Genomic DNA, 21,768 nt, shown 5'->3' with positions numbered 1-21,768 from the left:
GCCCTTTACCACAAGGGACACAAAGACTTACACAAAGATCACTATAAAAAAGGTAACAAAGGTAACACCTTTTACACAATTTGATATTGTTACCTTTTCTTTCGTTTTCATCATCCAAAATATCAAAGAACTTATCTATATAAAAACAAATACTTGTTTACATATAGATAAACTTTGAGAGAGTTTATAAACCTTCAGTCCTATAAAATAATCCTGTTACCAAAACTTATTTGACCACTCCCCCACCCAATGCCTTATATAAACCTACCATTGATGATAATTCATTCAGTATGGCAGTATTAAGGGCTATCTCGGCATCGAAGAACTGACGTTGTGCATCCAGCAGGTCAATATAGCTGATCACTCCGTTCACATACTGCAATTTAGCCAGTTCCTGATACGATTTGGCCGAATTGTAAAGCGCTTCCTGTGAACGATATACTTCTTTCATTTTATTAAATGTCACAATGGAATTATTTACTTCTTTAAATGCTTCCAGAACAGACTTTTCGTAAGTATATACTTCTTGTTCGTAAGCGGCCTTGGCGGCATTATGCGCTGCTTTATTTTTCCCCATATTGAATATCGGGCCTGTAAGAATACCGGAAATAAACCATGTAGGACTTTTCAGAAAATCGGACAGTTCGTCATTCTCTCCCCCTAAACGTCCTGTCAATCTCAGAGACGGAAACATCTCCGTATAGGAAATCCCTACCCGCGCATTTGCCTCTATTAGTTTTTGCTCTGCCTGTATCATATCGGGGCGCCGCTTCAGGAGGGATGAAGGCATATCCACAGGCAGGTTTTGAGGAATTAACTGGTGATTTATATCATCGCCTATCCTTGATATAGAGCCGGATGGAAATTCTCCTACCAGAACAAACAAATCATTTTCTTTCAGCTTTATTTCATTTTCCAGATTAGGAATCAGGGTTTCAGTACGTGCGAGTTCCACCAGACTTTGCCGGTATGGAATCTCTGATGTCAGGCCGCCTTCATACCGTAATTTGGCAAATCGCACCCCCTCCCGCCTGGCTTCCAGTGTTTGCTTCACTATTGCCAGTTCACGGTCAAGCGCTTTCAGTTCGAAATAAGATTGCGCTACCTGTGCCACAATAGTCAGGTGCAGGGCTCTTTGCGCCTCCACGGTCTGCATATAAGCGGCCACGCCCGCATCATTTGCCCAGCGGAGTTTACCCCACACATCCAATTCCCACGATACGTTCAGGTTTGCCCGCAATTCGGGAGTATATTTACTGTTATCACCTCCATAGTTCAGATGTTCTTTTTGTCCGGCAAGTTCACCTCCAATCTCAGGAAATAAGTTTGCAAAAGATATACGTTTCTTCGCAGCCATTTCTTTTATACGGGCCACAGCTACGAGCATATCTTTATTGTGGTCGAGAGCCTTGGTAATCAACCCCTGCAAAACAGTATCGGAATATAATGTACTCCAGCCGATATCAGATGCATCGCCTGCAGCCATACTTCCGGCCTCGAAAGTTTGCGGCATATTCATCTCCGGCCGCTCATATTTCTGTCCTATCTTACAGGACGACAACAAGATAGCAGAGAAAATAAATATATATTTGAGTTTACTCATTTTCATTCCTTTTTATCAGCTTTTTAATTTTCAAGAACTTAGGAAATTTCAATTCGGGTAATCTTAGTTTTTCTTTAAATTTATAAACCATAACAAAGAAAAACGGCACAAGGATTATACCAAATGTAATGGCTACAATCATACCGAAAAATACGCCCGTACCAATCGAGTGCCTGCTTGCAGAACCCGGCCCCGAAGCTATCACCATAGGCAACATACCCAATACAAAGGCCAGTGATGTCATCAGAATAGGGCGAAAACGCAGCTTTGCCGCCTGCATAGCTGCAAATATAGGTTGCATACCTGAATCCACCTGCTCTTTCGCAAATTCGACTATCAATATCGCATTTTTAGCAGCAAGACCGATAAGAGCAACCAGTCCTATCTGAAAGTAAATATCATTATCGAGTCCTAAAGCCCATATACCTAAAAAAGCACCTAATGCCGCAATAGGCAAGGATAATAAGACTGAAATAGGTACTGTCCAGCTTTCGTACAAAGCCGCCAGAAAAAGGAATACGAAAAGAAATACCAGCCCCAGTACTACTCCAGTCTGCCCGCTGGCCTTCTGTTCCTGAAACGATAATCCGCTCCATGCCACGCCTATATTTTCGGGCAAATGTTCTTTCGCTATGCGCTGTATTTCATTCATTGCCTGTCCCGAACTGTGCCCGGCCGAGGGTGTCACTTGCATAGACGCAGATGTGTACATATTGAATCGGGTGATATTACCCGGCCCTGTGGTATAGCTTGTCTTTCCTAATGCAGTAAGAGGAACCATATCGCCCGTTTTGGTCTTTACGAAGAATAGGTTTATATCGTTAGCCGTAGCCCTGTACGATTGGTCGGCCTGTATATAAACTTTATATATACGGTTAAACATATTGAAGTCGTTCACATACACCGAACCCAGATAAGCCTTCATTGTGGAGAAGATATCCGACATAGGTACTCCCAGCAGCATGGCCTGATCCCTGTCCACATCGAAATATAGCTGAGGGATTTCAGATTGCAAGGAGGACGAGACATTCGATATCAGCTTCGATTTCCCCGCATAATACATAAATGTATCTGTAGCTGCCACCAAATCGTCCCACTGTGCATCGGATTTTGCCTGTAACTTCATTTCCACCCCTCCGGCAGATCCTAACCCCGGGATAACAGGAGGACGGGAGACAAACGACCTGATCTCCGGATAATTATAAAATTCTTTCTGTACATCTCGCATGACTTCATCTACGCCTTTTTTCCTTTCCTTCCACGATTTCAGAATTACGGTTAGCGTAGTTCGCCCCTGATTTGTTCCTACCCGGGGGCTTGAACCTGTTACATTCTGCACATATTCCACATCTTCAAGGGAGTCCACGTATCCGATAGCCCTGTCGGTAACGGTACGCATACGCTCCAAAGTAGTTCCTTCAGGCATTTCAAGCTCTACGGTAAAATATCCCTGATCTTCCTGTGGTATAAAACTGGTAGGAACAACCTTATTCAACACAAATATAAAAACCAGTACCATCCCAAAACCCGCTAAAACGCGGCGGGGATTGCTGATTACCTTCATCAATATATTAGCGTATTTACTATTTCCTGTAGCCAACCAGCTATTTATCTTACGGAAAACAACATTCTTCTTTTTACCTTCCTCCTCGGGACGCAAAATCAAGGCACACATGGCAGGGCTTAATGTAAGCGCAACCACTGCAGATATCAATACGGAAACGACTATCGTTACCGAAAACTGTCTGTAAAGCGAACCTGTAATACCATCGAGAAAACTAACAGGAACAAATACGGCTGCCAGTACCAGAGATGTAGCGATCAATGCTCCCGCCAACTGGTTCATCGCCAGATGCGTTGCCTCCCTCGCTCCTATCTTCTTTTCAGCCATAATCCGTTCCACATTCTCGACAACCACAATGGCATCATCGACAACAATACCGATAGACAGTACCAACCCTAACAAAGTCAACATATTCAGGGTGAATCCCATCATCAGCATAAATCCGAATGTACCTATCAGGGATATCGGAACTGCGACAATAGGGATGATAGAGGCACGCCAGTTTTGTAACGAAAGGAATACAACAATTATAACAAGCGCCAAAGCCTCAAATAATGTTTTATATACTTCGTGAATGGACTCTCCGATATACTCTGTCATATCGAAAGGGATCAGATAATCGAGCCCTTCGGGGAAGTCTTGTTTTATCTGTACCATGGCTTGTTTTACCTCTTCGGCCACTTCCATGGCATTGGCACCCGGAAGCATATATATACTCAGCATGGTAGCATATTTCCCGTTCAGTCCGCTTTCGGTACTATAAGATGATGCCTCGAGGGAAACCCTTGCGACATCACGCATCCGGATAAATGATCCATCATTGTTCGCCCTCACCACAATATCTTCAAACTGGCTGACGGTCGACAAACGCCCTTGTGCTGTAATAGGCATTGCCACATCGACATTTACAATGGGTTGCTTACCCAATTCTCCTGCCGCCGACTCCCTGTTCTGGTCTTTCAATGCATCCTGCAAATCTTTTATCGTCAAGCCAAAACTAGCCAGCCGGTCGGGATATACCCATATCTGCATGCCATAGTAACGGCTGCCGACATTCGATACACGCCCCACTCCTGGGATACGCCTGATCACATCCAGTATATTTATTGTGGCATAATTACTCAGGTATATCTCATCATATTTGGGATCATCCGAAGTCAGGGCAATGGTCAATAACTGCCCGGGCGCCTGCTTCTCTACTGTGATACCACTTTGTAATACCTCTGCCGGCAAGCGGCTCTCTGCCAGTTTTACCCTGTTTTGTATCTCAACTGCTGCAAGGTCTGCATTTGTACTTACATCGAATGTTACAGTTATAGACAACCCTCCGGAGTTGGAACTGCTCGACTCCATGTAGATCATACCCGGAGTACCATTCAATTCCTGTTCTATCGGGGTAGCCACAGCCTGCGACACAGTTGTAGCATTCGCCCCGGGATAAGATGCGCCGATCTTTACCACCGGAGGCGTTATCTGCGGATATTGCTCTATGGGCAATAAGACTAAACCTATAATACCGATTATAACAATCAATAAAGAAAGTACGGTAGATAAAACAGGCCTTTCTATAAAAAATCCGGGCTTCATTATTTATCCTCCTTCTTTGTTTCTTTATTTTTTTCCTGATCTATGATTTTTTGCTCTTCTTCCTTTGTGCGGGGAATTGCTTTCTGACCATGTACAAGTTTCTGGTAACCTTCAACTACAATATTTTCGCCTACCGAAAGCCCACGTGTAACTACTATTTTGTTATCCTGTTCAGGTCCGGTTTCGACATATCTCTTTTCTATTATACTATCGGGGCGTACAACAAAAATAAAAGCTCCGCCCTTTTCTATCGAAATTGCTTTTCGGGGAACAACCACTACATTTTCCAAGACATCGAGTAATAGTTTAACCCGTGTAAATTGTCCGGGAAGAAGCACCTGGTTCGGATTCGGCAATTCGGCACGAACACCGAAAGTACCTGTTTTCGGATCTACCTGCGGCGATGCAAAGTCGACAACACCCTTTTCACTATAGACCGAATTGTCTGCCAGCGTTACGATAACGGTGGGCTGCCACGAGCGGGTAGTATCCAATTCTCCGAGATGTACGTTTCTTCTCTGGCTACGCAGGTAATCGAGTGATGTAAGTTTAAAATCGACGAGTACCGTATCGCGTTTAACAACGGTTGCCAGCAACGACTTCGAATTGCCTACCAGCGTCCCTATATCTACATAGCGTTCGCTGATATAGCCTGACAATGGGGAACGAACCACAGTATAACTAAGTTGTAACTCTGCCTGTTCCAAGTCAGCTTTACTCATCAACACATCGGCTTTTGACATATTCAATGCAGCTACTGCATTATCCAGATCGAGGCGGCTGGCTGCATTCTGATTATATAAGGGTTCGATACGCTTAAGGTCGCTCTCGGCTTTCAATTCCTGAGCCTCATCCCTTTTTAGTTGAGCTTTTGCTTTTTCTACTCTGGCCTTGTAAGGTTTATCATTAATGTAGAACAATGGTTCGTTCGCTTTTACTTCTTTCCCTTCACTGAAAGTCATTTTCTCAAGGAAACCTTCCACTCGCGCGTGTATCTCTACATTGCGGGAAGCCCTTATCAATCCTACATATTCTCCATAAATTTCGATATTGTCTGTTGCTACAGGTTCTACTTCGACAATAGGGGAATCAACTGATGCCTTTTTACACGCACTCAATAATAGTGTACAGAGTAAAGTTGCAGCTAAAGTACGTTTAATGTTATTCATATATAATATGTTGCAGCATACTTGTCAATGGTATGCGGTTTTTATCTTTCATCATTTATAAAGCACAATGCCAGATATCGTCTGTATGAAAATGCGAGGCATTTTATTCTAGTAAAGAACACTTTCTACAGATGAATTGTTTACAGTATAAACAACTCTAAATATGCGCAAATTTATAGAATATTGATTAAACTTTAACTTAATCATTTGGTAAATAATATAAATCCCGGCATTAAAAGACTCTAAAATTCAATAATAAAAAGATAATACACACTTGCAATCGTTTGCATAACAAAAAGGTAACATTTACATATTCTTTTAAACCAAAACAAGATAGGACTTCTCATATTTGCATTGTGAATAAAAGATAACCATGAAACAAAATGATTATTTCTATCCATTTAATTTAATCAGATCAAATTGAAATATACACTGGTGAAACAAAAACTTCTTTTGCTACTTATGCGGATAAAATCTCAAAATAGAACAATTTTACCTTCCAGTTTTCTCGCTGAAAATTTGGAAGTTACCTCTGTTTTGTTAGAGAGAGAGAGAGAGAGAGAGAGAGAGAGAGAGAGAGAGAGAGAGAGAGAGAGAGAGACTAACTTTTTCACAAAACAATATACTTTACCTCAAATAGCGAAGCTGACTATTTGGGGCTAAGCCATTTATACATAATACCTATAAAAAGTGAATTCTTGATAACCAAATTGACGACCAGATCAATTCTATAGACAAATCAATATTATAAAATAAATCAATATTAATTAAAGTTAATCCTTAATATTATTTCGCATGGAAAGAAAGAGAAAGAACAGATGCGCAAAAGTATTCCTGATTATTATGTTAGGAATAATCACTTTGTCATCAAGTATGCATGCCCAAAGTGGCACTATTACAGTAAAAGGAAATGTGAAAGACAGCAATGGCGAACCTATCATTAGTGGTAGTGTTGTTGTTAAAGGCACAACGACAGGTACTGTTACCGATTTGGATGGAAATTATGAACTTAAAGCACCGGAAAACGGAACACTGGTGTTCTCATATGTTGGTTTCACCTCACAGGAAATACAGATTGCCGGAAGAACATCTATCGACGTAGTGCTTAGCGAAGATGCCGAACTACTGAAAGAAGTTGTAGTTATCGGTTATGGTAGCGTAAAGAAAGAAGACCTTACAGGTTCTGTAACAGCCATCTCGGCCAATTCCCTGGCTAAAGGGATGGCAACATCAGCCTCTGACCTGCTTATAGGTAAAGCCCCCGGTGTAAGTGTTGTCACAGACGGTGGTGCCCCCGGTTCAGCGGCTAAAATACGTATTCGTGGAGGTTCTTCGATGAAAGCCAGTAACGACCCTCTGATTGTTATCGACGGTGTACCGGTAGACAATACAACATCTATAAACGGTATGGCAAATCCGCTGGCATCAGTCAATCCTAATGATATCGAGAGCTTCTCTGTATTGAAAGACGCTTCTGCTGCCGCGATTTATGGTTCTCGTGCTTCAAATGGAGTTATTATCATTACTACGAAAAAAGGAAGCTCCGGTAAACCGAAAATCAATTACAACGGAACATTCTCCATCAGTAGTAAAACAGACGATATTGATGTGATGAGCGCTGATAACTTCAGGAATTTTGTAAAATCGAAATATGCTGAGGGCAGCAGTCAGGTAAATGCACTGGGAACAGCCAATACAGATTGGCAGGACGAAATATTCCGTACGGCTTTCAGTACAGACCATAATCTAAGCGTAGCCGGAGCTGCAGGAAACTTCCCTTACCGTGTATCAATCGGTTACACTAACGAGAACGGTATTCTGAAAACATCTTATATGGATCGTTGGACTGGATCGCTGAACTTAAATCCGAAGTTTTTTGATAATCATTTGTCTGTTCAACTTAGCCTGAAGGGAATATACAATACAAACCGTTTCGCTGATACAGGAGCAATTGGTGCCGCCGCAGAATTCGACCCTACCCAACCTGTATATAATAGCGACAGCAAATATGGCAACGGATATTATATGTCTCTTAAAGAGGACGGCACTCCTATCGATATAGGTTTGGCGAATCCAGTGGCAACTTTGAATCAGAAAAGAGATGCATCCAGAGTAAAAAGAAGCATTGGAAATATACAATTTGACTATAAGATGCATTTTCTTCCCGATCTGAGGGCAAATCTTAATCTGGGATATGATGTATCTAATAGTATCGGTTGGATCAGTATAGAAGACAACTCTCCATTGAGCTGGGTTACAGGAAACTTCAAAACAGGATTTGGAGAAAACAGAGATTATAAGCAACTGAAACGTAACCAACTGATGGATTTCTACCTCAACTATGTGAAAGAATTAGGCAGTCACAAGTTTGATGTTATGGGCGGTTACTCATGGCAATATTTCTACAGATCAGAATCTAATATTTATCCATATTCTGAAGCTAAGCAAAACGAATTTGGAGCACTATCTTATAAAGATGGTGATAGTTTCAAAACAGAAAATTATTTGATATCTTACTTCGGACGCTTCAACTATACATTTGCAAACCGCTATTTATTAACGGCTACACTTCGTAATGACGGATCGTCCCGCTTTAGCAAAGATAACCGCTGGGGATTATTTCCTTCTGTAGCTTTAGCTTGGCGAATAACAGAAGAATCATTCATGAAGAACCAGAATTTACTTTCTGATCTGAAACTTCGCCTGGGATACGGTATCACCGGACAACAAAATTTAGGAACCGGAGATTATCCTTATATGGCTAAATACCAATATAGCAAACCGGGAGCAAACTATTACTGGGGAGATGAAAAAGTACAATTGATCCGCCCTAACGCTTACGATTCGGAATTGAAATGGGAAGAAACTACCACTTATAATATCGGATTGGACTACGGCTTCCTTGGCAACCGTATATCAGGAGCTGTAGATCTGTACTATAGAAAGACGAATGACATGTTGAATGAGATACCTATACCTGCCGGATCTAACTTTAGCAATGTACTATTGACTAATATCGGAAACATGACCAATAAGGGTATTGAATTTAATATAACTGCCCGTCCAATTGAGACAAAAGACATTAACTGGTCCCTGTCATACAATGTTTCCTACAATAAAAATGAAATTACAAAACTAGCCGAAGACCCAACCAGCATATTCAGATGGGGAGGCATCACCGGCGGTACAGGTAACCAGGTATTAGTACACAAGACCGGCCAACCTTACGGTACATTCTATGTTTATGAACAAATATATGATACCGATGGCAAGCCAATAGAAGGAGCTTATGTGGATCAGAATAACGATGGTGTAATAGACGGAGAAGATTTACGACCGTATAAGAAAGCTTCACCTGACGTATACATGGGATTATCATCTCAATTCTCTTATAAAAATTGGGATTTCAACTTTGCATTGCGTGCCAGTTTCGGAAATTATGTATATAACAATATACAGTCAAACCGTGAAGCTTATGGCGGAGCTTGGTTAATGGACCCTACCGGATTCCTTAAAAACAGGGTAAGTAGTGCATCCGATACCAATTTCAGTCAGGCACAGTTTATCTCTGATTATTATATACAGAATGCATCCTTCCTGAGAATGGACAATATCTCTTTAGGATATACATTCCTGAAGCCATTCAAAGGATTGGAATCAGCCCGTCTGTATGCAACCGTTCAGAATCCTTTTATTATCACCAAGTATAAAGGCTTGGACCCTGAGTTCAATAACGATGGTATAGACAATAATATCTATCCTCGCCCACGTATTTATATGCTTGGCCTAAGTCTCAATTTTTAACATTAAACAGATTAAAACATGAAATCACTGAAATATAAATTTATGACTGTTATGGCTGTTGCCTTAAGCACATTGGCTATAACATCATGCACAGACGATTTGAACACACTGCCTATCGATCCCAACGAAGTGGTTGGCGAAACTGTGTATGGGAAAGAAATAGGGGCCTATAAATCCGGATTAGCCAAGATATATGCAGGTTTGGCTATTTCGGGAAATAAAGGGGGAGATGATGAATCGGATGTAGCCGGAGTAGACGGGGGTAGCCAGGCCTCATTCCTTCGCGGATTATGGAACTTGCAGGAACTGCCCACCGATGAAGCTCACTGCTGCTGGGGAGACATCGGTATAAACGATTTTAATACTCTAGCATGGAATTCTACCAATGTTTTCGTTAAAGGTATGTATTACAGGCTATACTATCAGATAAATTTATCAAATGAATACCTTCGTGAAACATCAGAAGATAAACTATCTTCAAGAGGTGTGGATGAAAGTGTAAAATCAGAGATACGCGTTCTACGTGAAGATGCACGTTTCATGAGAGCATTGGCTTATTATTATTTGTTGGATATGTTCCGTAATGTACCATACGTTACAGAAGAAAGTGTTGTAGGAAAAGAATCCGCACCTCAGATAATGGCCAAAGATTTATTCGCGTATATCGAAAAAGAGCTTACTGAATGCCAAAACGGCTTATTAGATCCTTTTGTTGGATACAACAGCAAAAATTATGGACGCGTGACCAAAGCCGCCGCATGGTCTCTTCTTTCACGCTTATATCTGAATGCCGAAGCATATATCGGGGAGAAAAAATACACTGAAAGTTTGACATACAGCAAACAAGTATTAAGTGTCGGATATGAACTGGAACCAAAATATGCTGACATATTCAAGGCTGACAATGGTAGATCCAGAGAAATGATTTTCCCGATACGCTATGAGGGTGCAGACACTCAGACATGGGGCGGAATGACATTCCTTCTTTGTAGTACAGTACCTTCAGCTATGCAAGCCGATATTAACGCACAAGGTGCATGGCAAGGCAACCGCGCCCGAATTTCATTACAAGAAACATTTACCAAACAAAGTAACAATAGCAAAGATATCCGTTATACTATGCTATATCCTGCTTTGGCTGATAACATAAATATTGTAGACCCTTCTAATTATAAGAACGGTATACCTGTAGTAAAGTTTTCCAATGTTAACAAAGACGGATCTTTGCCGGCAAGCAATATTGCATATACAGATTTCCCTTTATTCCGTTTAGGTGAAATATACCTGAATTATGCAGAAGCAGTTCTCCGTGGAGGAACCGGAGGATCAGAAGCTACAGCCCTCACATATATAAACGATCTTCGCAAACGTGCCTACGGCAATGATGCAAGCGCGGAAATAAACCAGGCCAATCTCACTTTAGACTTTATTCTGGATGAAAGAGGGCGTGAATTATTCTATGAGGCCCAACGCCGGACAGACCTTGTACGTTTCGATAAACTCACCACAGGATCTTACACATGGCAATGGAAAGGTGGAACATATGGAGGAACATCTGTAGATAAGAAATTCAATATATACCCTATTCCGGCTGATGATATGGGAGCGAACCCTAATCTGACTCAGAATGAAGGCTATAATTAACCATCTCTAAAAAAAAACACATCAGAATATGAAAAAGTTAAATATACTGCTGACTTGCTTCATCGCTTTGTTCATCTTTGTTGCCTGTTCCAACGATGATGATCATATAAAACTGGGAGATGAAAGCAACATTGAAAAACCGGTGTTTACACAAAGTACACTTCAGGATTTTGTTATAGACAAGGATACTAAAATGTCTGAAAAAATAGGAACATGGTCGTGGACAATAACCGATTATAATATACAGGCTGCACCGGTTTATACCGTTGAAGCGGCGACAAGTTCAACCTTTGAAAATGCTCAAGCTATAGTAACATCATACTCAAACAATGCAGAAATAACATATAAAGTTTTGAATGACGCGGCATTATTATTTGTAAAGGAATCTCAACCAATAACGCTCTATTTACGTTTGCGAACAGGCCTTAACACCGTAGGAACAGGCCCGGTTTTCTATTCCGACATAAAAAGCGTTACATTCACTTGCTATGTTGCATTTCCGAAAGAACTATATATGGTGGGTGCTGATTTCGGAAATTGGAACTGGGATTCGGATGGAGTCGTGTCATTAATTCCTATACAAAATAATGATGGAGAAGATGGTGCATTCTGGTGCATCAAATATCTTACTGCCGGCAATGGCTTTAAATGGTCTCCTGACAAGACTTGGGGTACTGCTTACGGAAAGATGGATACAAACACAGGCTTCTCCAATGATGGCGATGGAAATGCTGTTGTGGCTACAAGCGGATTGTATGTAATATTCATAAACTATCCGGACAAAGCAATTGCCATTGAACCGGCTAAAGTATATGGTATGGGGGACGCTTTCGGTGGATGGGACACAGGTAAATATCCTTTCACTATAACCGGAAACAAAGCTACAATTGTAACAGTAGCATCAAACAATTTGAGGATGTATGCATCTTCGAATGCTATAGATGCTTATAATAGCGATTGGTGGAGACATGAGTTCAATATATTCAGTGGAAAGATCGTTTATCGTGCTACAGGAGGAGATCAGGATGCAGTTCCTGTTGCGGCCGGCAAAACAGTCACTCTCGACTTTAATGCAGGAACAGGAACAATCCAATAAATAAAATATTTAATAGATACCTTTTAGAAAAAGTGGGGACATGTCCCCACTTTTTCTTTTTATATCCTTGCAAACGTTTGCAAACTTTTTAGCCTGCTTTAATAATTCTATAGGCTGCTATTAATTGTTTAAAAGCGTTTCTTTGTTATGTAAAACTTTTAAAAGAATCATGAAGAAAGTAATAAGTATTTCCATTTTTATCAGCTTTTGTTTAATATTCCACACGATGAAAGCACAGGAACTAAAATCACCGGATGGTAACCTCACTCTGAAATTCTCTATCCAAAACGGAGGTATTCCTACATATGCTCTATCATACAAAAACAAAGATGTTATAAAAACATCCAAACTAGGGCTGGAACTGAAAGACGACAGTGACGCACACACAGATTTCAGTGACTTTTCTATAAAACAAAAAGACAATAACCCAGGTGAAGATAAAGTTTCTTTACTGAACGGTTTTGAAATAACAGATACTAAAACATCTACATTCGACGAATCGTGGAAGCCGGTTTGGGGAGAAGTGAACCAGATCCGCAACCACTATAACGAACTTGCCGTTATTCTGAACCAGAAATCAACAGACAGGCATATCGTTATCCGTTTCCGTTTGTTCGATGACGGGCTTGGATTCCGTTATGAGTTTCCTGAGCAAAAAAATCTTACATACTTCGTAATCAAGGAAGAAAGAACCCAGTTTGCTATGGCCGGAGATCATAAAGCATTCTGGATACCGGGCGATTATGATACACAGGAGTATGATTATACAACATCTAAACTATCAGAGATCAGGGGATTGATGAGCAAAGCCATTACACCGAACTCATCTCAGACTCCATTCTCTGAAACAGGAGTGCAAACCGCATTGATGATGAAAACCGATGATGGCTTATACATCAACCTGCACGAAGCGGCATTAATTAACTACTCATGTATGCACCTCAACCTCGATGATAAGAATATGATCTTCGAATCATGGCTTACCCCCGATGCACAAGGTTACAAAGGCTATATGCAAGCCCCGTGCAACACACCTTGGCGCACGGTTATCGTAAGCGACGATGCCCGCAATGTATTGGCTTCACACATCACACTCAACCTGAATGAGCCTTCTAAAATAGAAGATACATCTTGGATCAAACCCGTAAAATACATCGGCGTATGGTGGGAAATGATTACTGGAAAAAGCTCTTGGGCATACGCCGATGACGTGTATAGCGTACAACTGGGTGTTACCGATTATAGCAAAACCAAGCCAAATGGCAAGCACGCAGCTAATACTGCACATGTGAAAGCATATATAGACTTTGCTGCATTACATGGTTTCGACGGTGTACTTGTAGAAGGATGGAATGTAGGATGGGAAGACTGGTTTGGCAAATCGAAAGATTATGTTTTCGACTTTGTGACTCCTTATCCCGACTTCGATGTTAAAGAGCTGAGTGCATATGCAAAAAGCAAAGGTGTGAAAATTATGATGCACCACGAGACTTCATCGTCGGTACGTAATTATGAACGTCATATAGACAAGGCATATCAATTCATGGTCGACAATGGATACAACTCTGTAAAGAGCGGTTACGTAGGCAATATTATCCCTCGTGGCGAACATCATTACGGACAATGGATGGTAAACCATTATCAGTACGCTTTTGAGAAAGCAGCTGACTATAAGATCATGGTAAATGCGCACGAGGCAGTGCGCCCGACTGGTGTATGTCGTACATGGCCAAATCTTATCGGAAATGAATCGGCTCGTGGAACAGAATATCAGGCATTCGGAGGTAATAAACCGAACCATGTTACGGTACTTCCTTTCACCCGCCTTATCGGTGGCCCGATGGATTATACTCCGGGAATTTTCCAGATGGATGTAAGCAAGTATAATCCAGACAACAATTCTCATGTGAACAGTACACTGGCAAATCAATTAGCATTGTATGTAACTATGTACAGCCCATTGCAAATGGCGGCTGATCTACCGGAGACATACAATCAGTATCTGGACGCATTCCAGTTCATCAAAGATGTAGCTATAGACTGGGACGAAAGTAAATATCTGGAAGCTGAGCCGGGTGAATATATTACAGTTGCCCGTAAAGCAAAGAATTCAAACAACTGGTTCATAGGTAGTGTATGTGATGAGAACGGACGTACATCCAATATCACATTCGAATACCTGGATCCGGCTAAAACATACATCGCAACTATATATAGCGATGCGAAGGACGCTCACTACAAAACAAATCCTCAGGCATACACTATCCGCAAAGTAGTAGTAACCAGCAAGTCGAAGTTATCGCAGCTTTGCGCACCTGCCGGAGGTTATGCCATCAGCATTATAGAAGCTGATAAGGCGCAAACAAAAGGATTGAAAAGACTGTAAAAGGTTAAGATTCTAAATTGGTTATCAAATGGTTGAAAAAACGCTCCCAATCAGGAGCGTTTTTTATTCTTTCAAGCTATCTAGTAAAATGAAAACTTCATCTTTGGGATCTGGCAATAAGTACCATTTATTATCTAATTTAGCTTTCCCCAACTCTTTCCATATAGATACCCAGCTATTATCATCCTGCGTTTTTCCCTTATAGTGCATAGTTATCATATAATCGGGAGCAACCATTTTTACCATTATGCCGCTATTGTTCCATGCTGTGTCGTTTACCAATCGGGACAGCATCTCTCCTACCCGTACTTTATCTGTATCTCCTATTGGCACTTTCAATTCATCATTATCTATATAGATAATTGTCATTGTATCTACAGATGCAAAATCCAGATTCAGTTTCATCGTATCTGCAATTGCTGCCGTATTCTCCTCCCCTTGCACATTCTTCTTTGAAGAATTACAGGCAGAAAAGCCTATTACTAAAGCCAGCCCGCAAACTGGTAGTACCTTAAATGCATTTTTTATTTTCATTGTTATCAATTTAACTATTTACTCGTCATTATCTTTAATACCAACTTATCTGTTTCCTGCATACCAACAGCACCGATACTGGTAAGATTTTCAATCGTTTTATCAACATCATCGTCCACAATACCCTCTAAAGATGATACTACCTTGTGCTCCATTGCCATGATGGCTGAAAGAACAGCTGTAGATACACCGCTCGATATTTTAAGAGCACAACTCGGCTTTGCGCCGTCGCAAATCATACCGGTTATATTTCCCACCATATTTTTCACAGCAAAGGTGACCTGACTATAATCTCCTCCCATCAGATGGGTAATACCACAACTTGCACCTGTTGCTGCCGCCACACAACCACACAAGGCTGAAAGGCGACCAAGTTTTTGTTTTATATACACAACTGTCAGATGACTAAGTATCAATGCCCTGACAAGCTCGTCCTCAGAGCAATTGGTATCCTCGGCAAAGGTTAGAACAGGCAAAGTAGCCGTAATACCCTGATTGCCACTACCCGAATTACTCATCACGGGGATCATCGCCCCATCCATACGGGCATCGCAGGCGGCAGCTGTATATGACATCATATGCGAAAGCATGGAATCACCGAATATCTTTTTTCCTAAAGTACCTGTAACTGTTTTAGCCACATTATGCCCGTAATTACCCTCATTCGATAATTTTGAAGCTTCCCTATTCAGTTCTGCAGCCTGAAGGATAAACCGTATATCATCAACAGGAACGGTAGTGGCGAATTCATATACCTTAGCAAAAGTCAATGTTACTTCATCTTTACACACATCCCCATTCTCACAACAAGCCTCATCGCAAAGTATATCCCCGTTTTTGGCTATATATGAAAAGTTTGTATGCGTTCCACGGATGACAGATTGCGCCTCATCTGCCCCTGCGATACAATGCGCTTCTATATATAAGTTGTCTGCGACACCTTCTTTCAGCGCTATCTCTATACGTTTTTCCGATATATATTGTTTCCCGAGTTCAACATCTCCCGGAGTAAGATCCTTCAATACCTGTAAGCCATATTCACTCTTTCCGATAAGAGCACCCAAAGCGACAGCAATAGGCAAGCCAACCATACGCGTTCCCGGTATACCGACCCCCATTGCATTCTTCAAAACATTGGCACTCAGATATACTTTGATTTTCTCAGGTTGTGTCCCTAGCACTTCGGTAGCCTTTGCCACACACAATGATACTGCAATAGGTTCGGTACAACCTATAGCCGGTACAACTTCTTTTTTGATTAAACTTACAATTTGCTCTTTTTCCAACGAGTCAATCATAGCCTATTACTATATTTAGTATTATATACACAAAGATATTGAATTAATTGTGTCATTAATCTGAAAGAGCCTGTTTAAGAAAAAGTTTTTTTATTAGCCTCAAATTTGGCTTAACAGAAGACGTTACATAATAGAAAAACAAGGCAGGCATTAAAAAAGAAACAAAGGTTGTTTCTCAAAAATAAGGAACAACCTCTGTCTTATAAAAAACATTTACAAAAAATCAATATTCTGCATCCAGAGAGCTTTCCGGAGCCTGATCAATCAATTCCATAAACTGATCCAGCTTAGGAGTAATGATTATCTGTGTCCTGCGATTAAGCGCTTTTCCTTCTACAGTGCTATTACTTGCAACAGGGTTATACTCTCCACGTCCTCCGGCTGTCATGCGTTTAGGATCTACTCCATAATTGTTTTGCAACGCCTGAACTACCGAAGAAGCACGTAGGGTACTCAAGTCCCAGTTGTTACGGATATTAGGACGGGAAATAGGATCTGTATCGGTATTTCCTTCCACCAATACATCGTAATCTTTATAATCTAAAATAATTTTTGAAATCTTACTTAGTATCTCCCCTGCCTTATCGCTTATCTCATAGCTTCCCGAACGATACAGCATATTGTCAGCCAAAGAAATGTATACAACGCCTTTCAGCACTTTAATATCCAAATCCTGCATTTCGCTACGGGAAAGCGAACGGGTAAGATTATTAACCATCACCAGGTTCAAAGAATCCGACTTGTTTTTGGCTTCCACCAGATGTTGGATAAAACGGTTCGATGCATTAATCTCATCCAAGAGTTTAGCAATATTCACATTACCTTGGGAACTTTGTGCCAGACTCTTGTTCAATGAACTTTGAAGTTCAGCATAAGCAGCACGCAGATCTGCATTGTTTTGCTGAGCTTCTCTCAATCTATCTTCAAGGCTCGCTACACGAGTTTTACTCTCCCTCAATTGTAGCTGACCTTCCTGATAATCGTTTTTCAACAGATTATAATCTGCTTCCAGGTTCCTGAACTTACCTTTACTCACACAACTTGTAAAAAAAATACTCGCTGTCAGTATCAACAACGTCCAAATAAAATGTCTCATAAATCTTATATTATTATTTAAACCTATTATAAGTATAACAATGCTTCTTCTTTATTTGTTTTAAACTATCATTAGGAATACAACCTCTCAATTATTAAACGGAAGATTTCTTAGAATTCATATATGTATGATACTAAATAAAGTAAAACAACTCACACGCAGGCTATCTTTTCTAAATCGAACCTATTATTTGGTCTATGACTCTTAATATGTTATTTTTGTAGTACAAAACTTTTATGTGCTGATGAAATGAGTGCAAAGAAAAAAATATATGCTATAATCAACCCGAAATCGGGAACGTCATCGAAGCAAAACCTTCCACACAAAATCGCGGAAACATTTGATGCACACAGGTTTGATGTCCATATATTTATTACTGGTTATGCCGGACATGGATCTGAAATAGCCAAGCAAGCTATCAAAGATAAGGTAGACTACGTGATTGCAGTAGGTGGCGATGGCACTGTAAACGAAGTTGCCCGCACATTGGTCAACTCCCAGACTGCATTAGGGATTATCCCACTGGGTTCGGGAAATGGTTTGGCACGTGACCTGAATATTTCTACTGATGCAAAGAAAGCGATGGGCGTTATTCTGGACGAAAATATAATATCTATTGATTACGGGATGGTTAATGACCGTATATTCTTCTGTACCTGCGGTGTAGGATTTGATGCGGAAGTAGCAGCTATGTCGTCGGGCAAAAAAAGCAGAGGTTCATTTATGTATATTAAAAATATGCTGGAAACCTTTATCAAGCAAAAGCCTGAAACATATGAAATAATATGTCCGGAAGGCACAATAAAAGATAAGGCGTTTGTTGTAACTTGTGCTAATGCATCGCAATATGGATACAATGCGCATATTGCACCTCATGCCGACATCCAGGATGGTATGATGAATATTGCAATACTAAAACCCCTCTCTATATTAGATGTCCCTCAAACATCCCTTCAACTCTTCACAAAGAAGATAGATGAGAATAATAAAATGATTGAGCTAATCACCAATGAAGTCACTATAAAGAGAGAACAAGAGGGCATGATGCACATAGACGGTGACCCTGTAGAAATGGGAAAAGAGATACATGTAAAAATAATACCACAAGGATTGAAAGTACTGGTACCTGCAAATCCACAAAAAAAACATCCATTAGATCCACAGGAAGTACTCATGCGAATAGCGGATACCTTTTTCTGAAAACCGGGATTATTAAAAGTTCAGTTCAAACGACACTCTGAAGCCATCCTTATCCACATTCGGATGGTCGAGATAATTTATTCTACGTACGTAATCGATACGGAATAGCTTAAAGATATTCTCTATTCCTATGTTATATTCCATGTATGGACCTCTATTGGTAGTATATGTATCTTGAGGAAATATGAGCAGATTTTTATTATGTTCCGGATTGTTTTTATTACTCAGCGAGCCTATAAAACCACGGAATCCAAATACTTCCCTCCATTTCAATACCTTAAGGAAAGGAACTCTGTTGAGAAACCAGCCCCCCATATGGTAATATATTTCCCATGAAGCCTGTGCATCGTGCATAAACTCGAGGGGTTCTATTAAATAGTAGTTGCCCCGCTGTATAGTATATGAATTGTTAGCACTAGGAGTTATCAGAAAAGGGAACGGAGTTTCACCCCATATTTTTTCAGCTTGTGCCGACAGATAAATTTTGCCATACGGTGCAACCCAAAACTGCTTAGATATAGCCAGTGATGTTTTGTTATAATGGTATTGGCCTCCAAATACATTTTCGAGAGCCATCGTATGTGTCAGGTTTGTCACAAGCCGTGGAGAAGGGATGGAATGTCTCTTTCTACGCTGCTGAAAAAACTTTTCGTTCGGAGCATACCGCAATGCCAGCATAGCTTCGGTGGTCTTTACCCTGTCCACCCTATATACATTACCATTTTCGCCCATTTTTTCAAATACGATATTGGCCGCTGGACGCTCATCAAAAGTCTGACCGGTCAGTTTGAATGAGAATCCCCCATAAAACTCTTTATCCCAGGCTATCTGAGTCTGGCGGTTATATGTCATTTTAGAGTTTCCGGACGCCTGTATAGACATCAGTATATTATCCCGTTCGGCCTGCGTATAACGTTGCCCTAGTGTATTTATATCATACTTATAGGCAACTATCAGGTTATTCTTCGGATACTCATCCTTATGTTTCTCGATCTTATTGAAAGCCCACGTAGCCTCACCATAATATTTAAATTTCTCGTCCCGGGTTCCGTAAGCGGCATAGCCATAGAGGAAAAGATGCTGATGGAGATTCTTTGTTGTAGACAGCGTCATACGAAAACGGTTACCTTCCGTTTTATTGAAACTATAGAATGTAGGAATAGTCCCTATCTCCAACTTATTTGTTTCAGGATCTTTCGAGGTAGGAAAATATCCGGTGGACAGAACGTCGCCTGTCCTCAATAAAAGACGGAACAGAAATACCTTATTTACATCTTCCAGCATTTCATCCATGCGGTAGTCTTTTTTATGTTCAGCCGGCCGATTATCTGCCCAGAAATTCTTATCTCTTTTCAAATAATCTTTTTCAAATACTTCCGGGGCACTAAGTGCAAAAACCGGATCCATAGGCTGGTTTTCGACAAAATCCACATAAGTCCGCGTCTTATCTATATAAAATTTGACAAGATCTACCATCGTCACATCGATGGCCATACGCTCTTCCATCGGTATCCATTTATTATCTGCCGATTTCTTAAAGTCATGCTGAATAATAAGCTCCTGAACAAAGTTTATATTCATTTTTTTAGGAGTCCTTATCACAGCTCTTTTTACAGCATACATACTATCGAGAGAGATATACAGATTACCGGTAAAGCCAATATCACGGGAGTTGAAAGGGGCAAAGTCGAGCTTCACATACCGATCTTCATCAATTGTCACTGTATCCGAAAGGTACCATCTGTAAAAATTGACGGCGCTATGTTCACTCAATGGGCTCACAAAGGGTTGCAGAAGCAAATTAATCGAATTATCATATATAGATATATCTTTAAAAACTTCCTTTATTATAGCATCAAGCCCTTCTGTATCGAATGTCTTATCCAGACCTTCGATATGGTAGCCTTTTACAATACGTTTGGTCGAATTATTTTCTTTTTTATAAAATACATCAGAGATCCTTTCCCTTACAGAGAAAGGTAATATGATCTTATTGTCAATCATTGACGTATCCGCATAATTGGGCAGGAACTTATATTTTTTCAATAAAGGCATATCCGGATGATACTCATTCAACGCAAAAAATATTCGTTCATATTCCTTATACTGGTAATAATTAAGGTCTGTTATATTATTCTCATCTTTATGAGCGATCACTTTCTTTATCAGTTCGACTGCAGGATTATTCTTCTTGGAGTATTTCTCTTTCTGCGGACGAACGATAACTTCTTTTAACAATTTGTCCTCGGGTTCAAGATTTATTTCTATTGTGGTGGTTCTTCCAACGGGGATAGTGATGGTCTCTGACTTATAGCCCAAAAGGGAAGCGGTAACCGATGTATTATTCCCTCTGTTGCTCAATCTGAATTCTCCTTCTTCGTCCGAAAATGTGCCGATAGTCGTCTTGTCGAAAACGACAGTTACAAAAGGTAGCTTCTCCTTGGTTACGGCATCTCTTACAGTACCTCTTACAGTCGTGAGTGACTGGGCACATACAGTACCACAAATGATAAGAAATAAAGATAACAGGAGCATCATCTTCCTTCCGATAATATATTGTGGTATTTCACTCATTCAGTTAAAACGTTTTTTCCTTTTATTTGTTTTAGATTCTCATCTATATTTAATCTTCGTCTCCTCCACTACTATCCGTTTCCCGATAGTATTTTTTAGAGTCTTTTCCGAAACGACAACTTATTTTCTTGTTTGATAAAGGTTTCCTCATTTCGTTATATAGAAGTTATAAAAGACCAAGAGCAAATGTAATTAAATCTGCTCTTGATTCTA

The 21,768-nt window shown here is 40.4% G+C and carries 13 protein-coding genes; 6 read left to right on the top strand and 7 right to left on the bottom strand.

What is annotated here, in order from left to right; translation table 11 throughout:
- Nucleotides 1–226 precede the first annotated feature (226 nt).
- The 3 genes from QZL88_RS17490 to QZL88_RS17480 are packed head-to-tail and all read right to left on the bottom strand — an operon-like array spanning nucleotide 227 to nucleotide 5,923.
- On the bottom strand, nucleotides 227–1,603 hold the full coding sequence (locus QZL88_RS17490) for an efflux transporter outer membrane subunit (protein WP_296943267.1): 1,377 nt from the start codon (nucleotides 1,601–1,603) through the stop codon (nucleotides 227–229).
- The gene (locus tag QZL88_RS17485) at nucleotides 1,596–4,754 is read right to left on the bottom strand and encodes a multidrug efflux RND transporter permease subunit (protein WP_296943265.1); all 3,159 of its coding nucleotides are present in this window, start codon (nucleotides 4,752–4,754) and stop codon (nucleotides 1,596–1,598) included. The genes QZL88_RS17490 and QZL88_RS17485 overlap by 8 nt, the downstream gene beginning before the upstream one ends.
- Complete coding sequence (locus QZL88_RS17480; RefSeq protein ID WP_296943262.1) at nucleotides 4,754–5,923, bottom strand: efflux RND transporter periplasmic adaptor subunit; 1,170 nt, start codon at nucleotides 5,921–5,923, stop codon at nucleotides 4,754–4,756. Before QZL88_RS17480 ends, QZL88_RS17485 begins: the two co-directional genes overlap by 1 nt.
- 435 nt (nucleotides 5,924–6,358) lie before the next feature.
- On the opposite strand from QZL88_RS17480, the gene QZL88_RS17475 reads away from it, so the two are divergent.
- The 5 genes from QZL88_RS17475 (at nucleotide 6,359) to QZL88_RS17455 (ending at nucleotide 14,853) form a co-directional block, all read left to right on the top strand.
- Entirely contained in the window at nucleotides 6,359–6,586 is a 228-nt protein-coding gene (locus QZL88_RS17475) for a hypothetical protein (RefSeq protein ID WP_296943259.1), read from the top strand.
- 132 nt (nucleotides 6,587–6,718) lie between these two features.
- Entirely contained in the window at nucleotides 6,719–9,727 is a 3,009-nt protein-coding gene (locus tag QZL88_RS17470) for a TonB-dependent receptor (protein ID WP_296943256.1), read from the top strand.
- 18 nt (nucleotides 9,728–9,745) lie between these two features.
- Nucleotides 9,746–11,371 carry a RagB/SusD family nutrient uptake outer membrane protein gene (locus QZL88_RS17465; RefSeq protein WP_296943253.1) on the top strand — a complete coding sequence of 542 codons (1,626 nt, stop codon included), beginning with the start codon at nucleotides 9,746–9,748 and terminating at the stop codon, nucleotides 11,369–11,371.
- A 28-nt stretch (nucleotides 11,372–11,399) separates the two neighbouring features.
- The gene (locus tag QZL88_RS17460; protein ID WP_296943251.1) at nucleotides 11,400–12,467 is read left to right on the top strand and encodes a SusF/SusE family outer membrane protein; all 1,068 of its coding nucleotides are present in this window, start codon (nucleotides 11,400–11,402) and stop codon (nucleotides 12,465–12,467) included.
- 226 nt (nucleotides 12,468–12,693) lie between these two features.
- Nucleotides 12,694–14,853: a glycoside hydrolase family 97 protein gene (locus QZL88_RS17455; RefSeq protein WP_296945129.1), complete on the top strand. Its 2,160-nt coding sequence runs from the start codon at nucleotides 12,694–12,696 to the stop codon at nucleotides 14,851–14,853.
- Between the two features lie 63 nt (nucleotides 14,854–14,916).
- Here QZL88_RS17455 and QZL88_RS17450 read toward each other — a convergent pair whose 3' ends face one another.
- The 3 genes from QZL88_RS17450 to QZL88_RS17440 form a co-directional block, all read right to left on the bottom strand.
- Nucleotides 14,917–15,387 (bottom strand): hypothetical protein, encoded by a 471-nt coding sequence (locus QZL88_RS17450; RefSeq protein WP_296943249.1) that lies wholly within the window; start codon nucleotides 15,385–15,387, stop codon nucleotides 14,917–14,919.
- 14 nt (nucleotides 15,388–15,401) lie between these two features.
- On the bottom strand, nucleotides 15,402–16,685 hold the full coding sequence (locus QZL88_RS17445; RefSeq protein WP_296943247.1) for an L-serine ammonia-lyase, iron-sulfur-dependent, subunit alpha: 1,284 nt from the start codon (nucleotides 16,683–16,685) through the stop codon (nucleotides 15,402–15,404).
- 223 nt (nucleotides 16,686–16,908) lie between these two features.
- Nucleotides 16,909–17,781, bottom strand: a complete 873-nt coding sequence (locus tag QZL88_RS17440; RefSeq protein WP_296943245.1) for an OmpA family protein — start codon at nucleotides 17,779–17,781, stop codon at nucleotides 16,909–16,911.
- A 249-nt stretch (nucleotides 17,782–18,030) separates the two neighbouring features.
- On the opposite strand from QZL88_RS17440, the gene QZL88_RS17435 reads away from it, so the two are divergent.
- On the top strand, nucleotides 18,031–18,981 hold the full coding sequence (locus QZL88_RS17435; protein WP_296943243.1) for a diacylglycerol kinase family protein: 951 nt from the start codon (nucleotides 18,031–18,033) through the stop codon (nucleotides 18,979–18,981).
- A gap of 12 nt (nucleotides 18,982–18,993) precedes the next feature.
- Here QZL88_RS17435 and QZL88_RS17430 read toward each other — a convergent pair whose 3' ends face one another.
- Complete coding sequence (locus tag QZL88_RS17430) at nucleotides 18,994–21,555, bottom strand: DUF5686 and carboxypeptidase-like regulatory domain-containing protein (protein WP_296943241.1); 2,562 nt, start codon at nucleotides 21,553–21,555, stop codon at nucleotides 18,994–18,996.
- Nucleotides 21,556–21,768: the final 213 nt, after the last annotated feature.

The organism is uncultured Dysgonomonas sp. (assembly GCF_900079725.1).
Taxonomy (GTDB): domain Bacteria; phylum Bacteroidota; class Bacteroidia; order Bacteroidales; family Dysgonomonadaceae; genus Dysgonomonas.
This window is presented reverse-complemented; position numbering and strand designations above follow the sequence as displayed.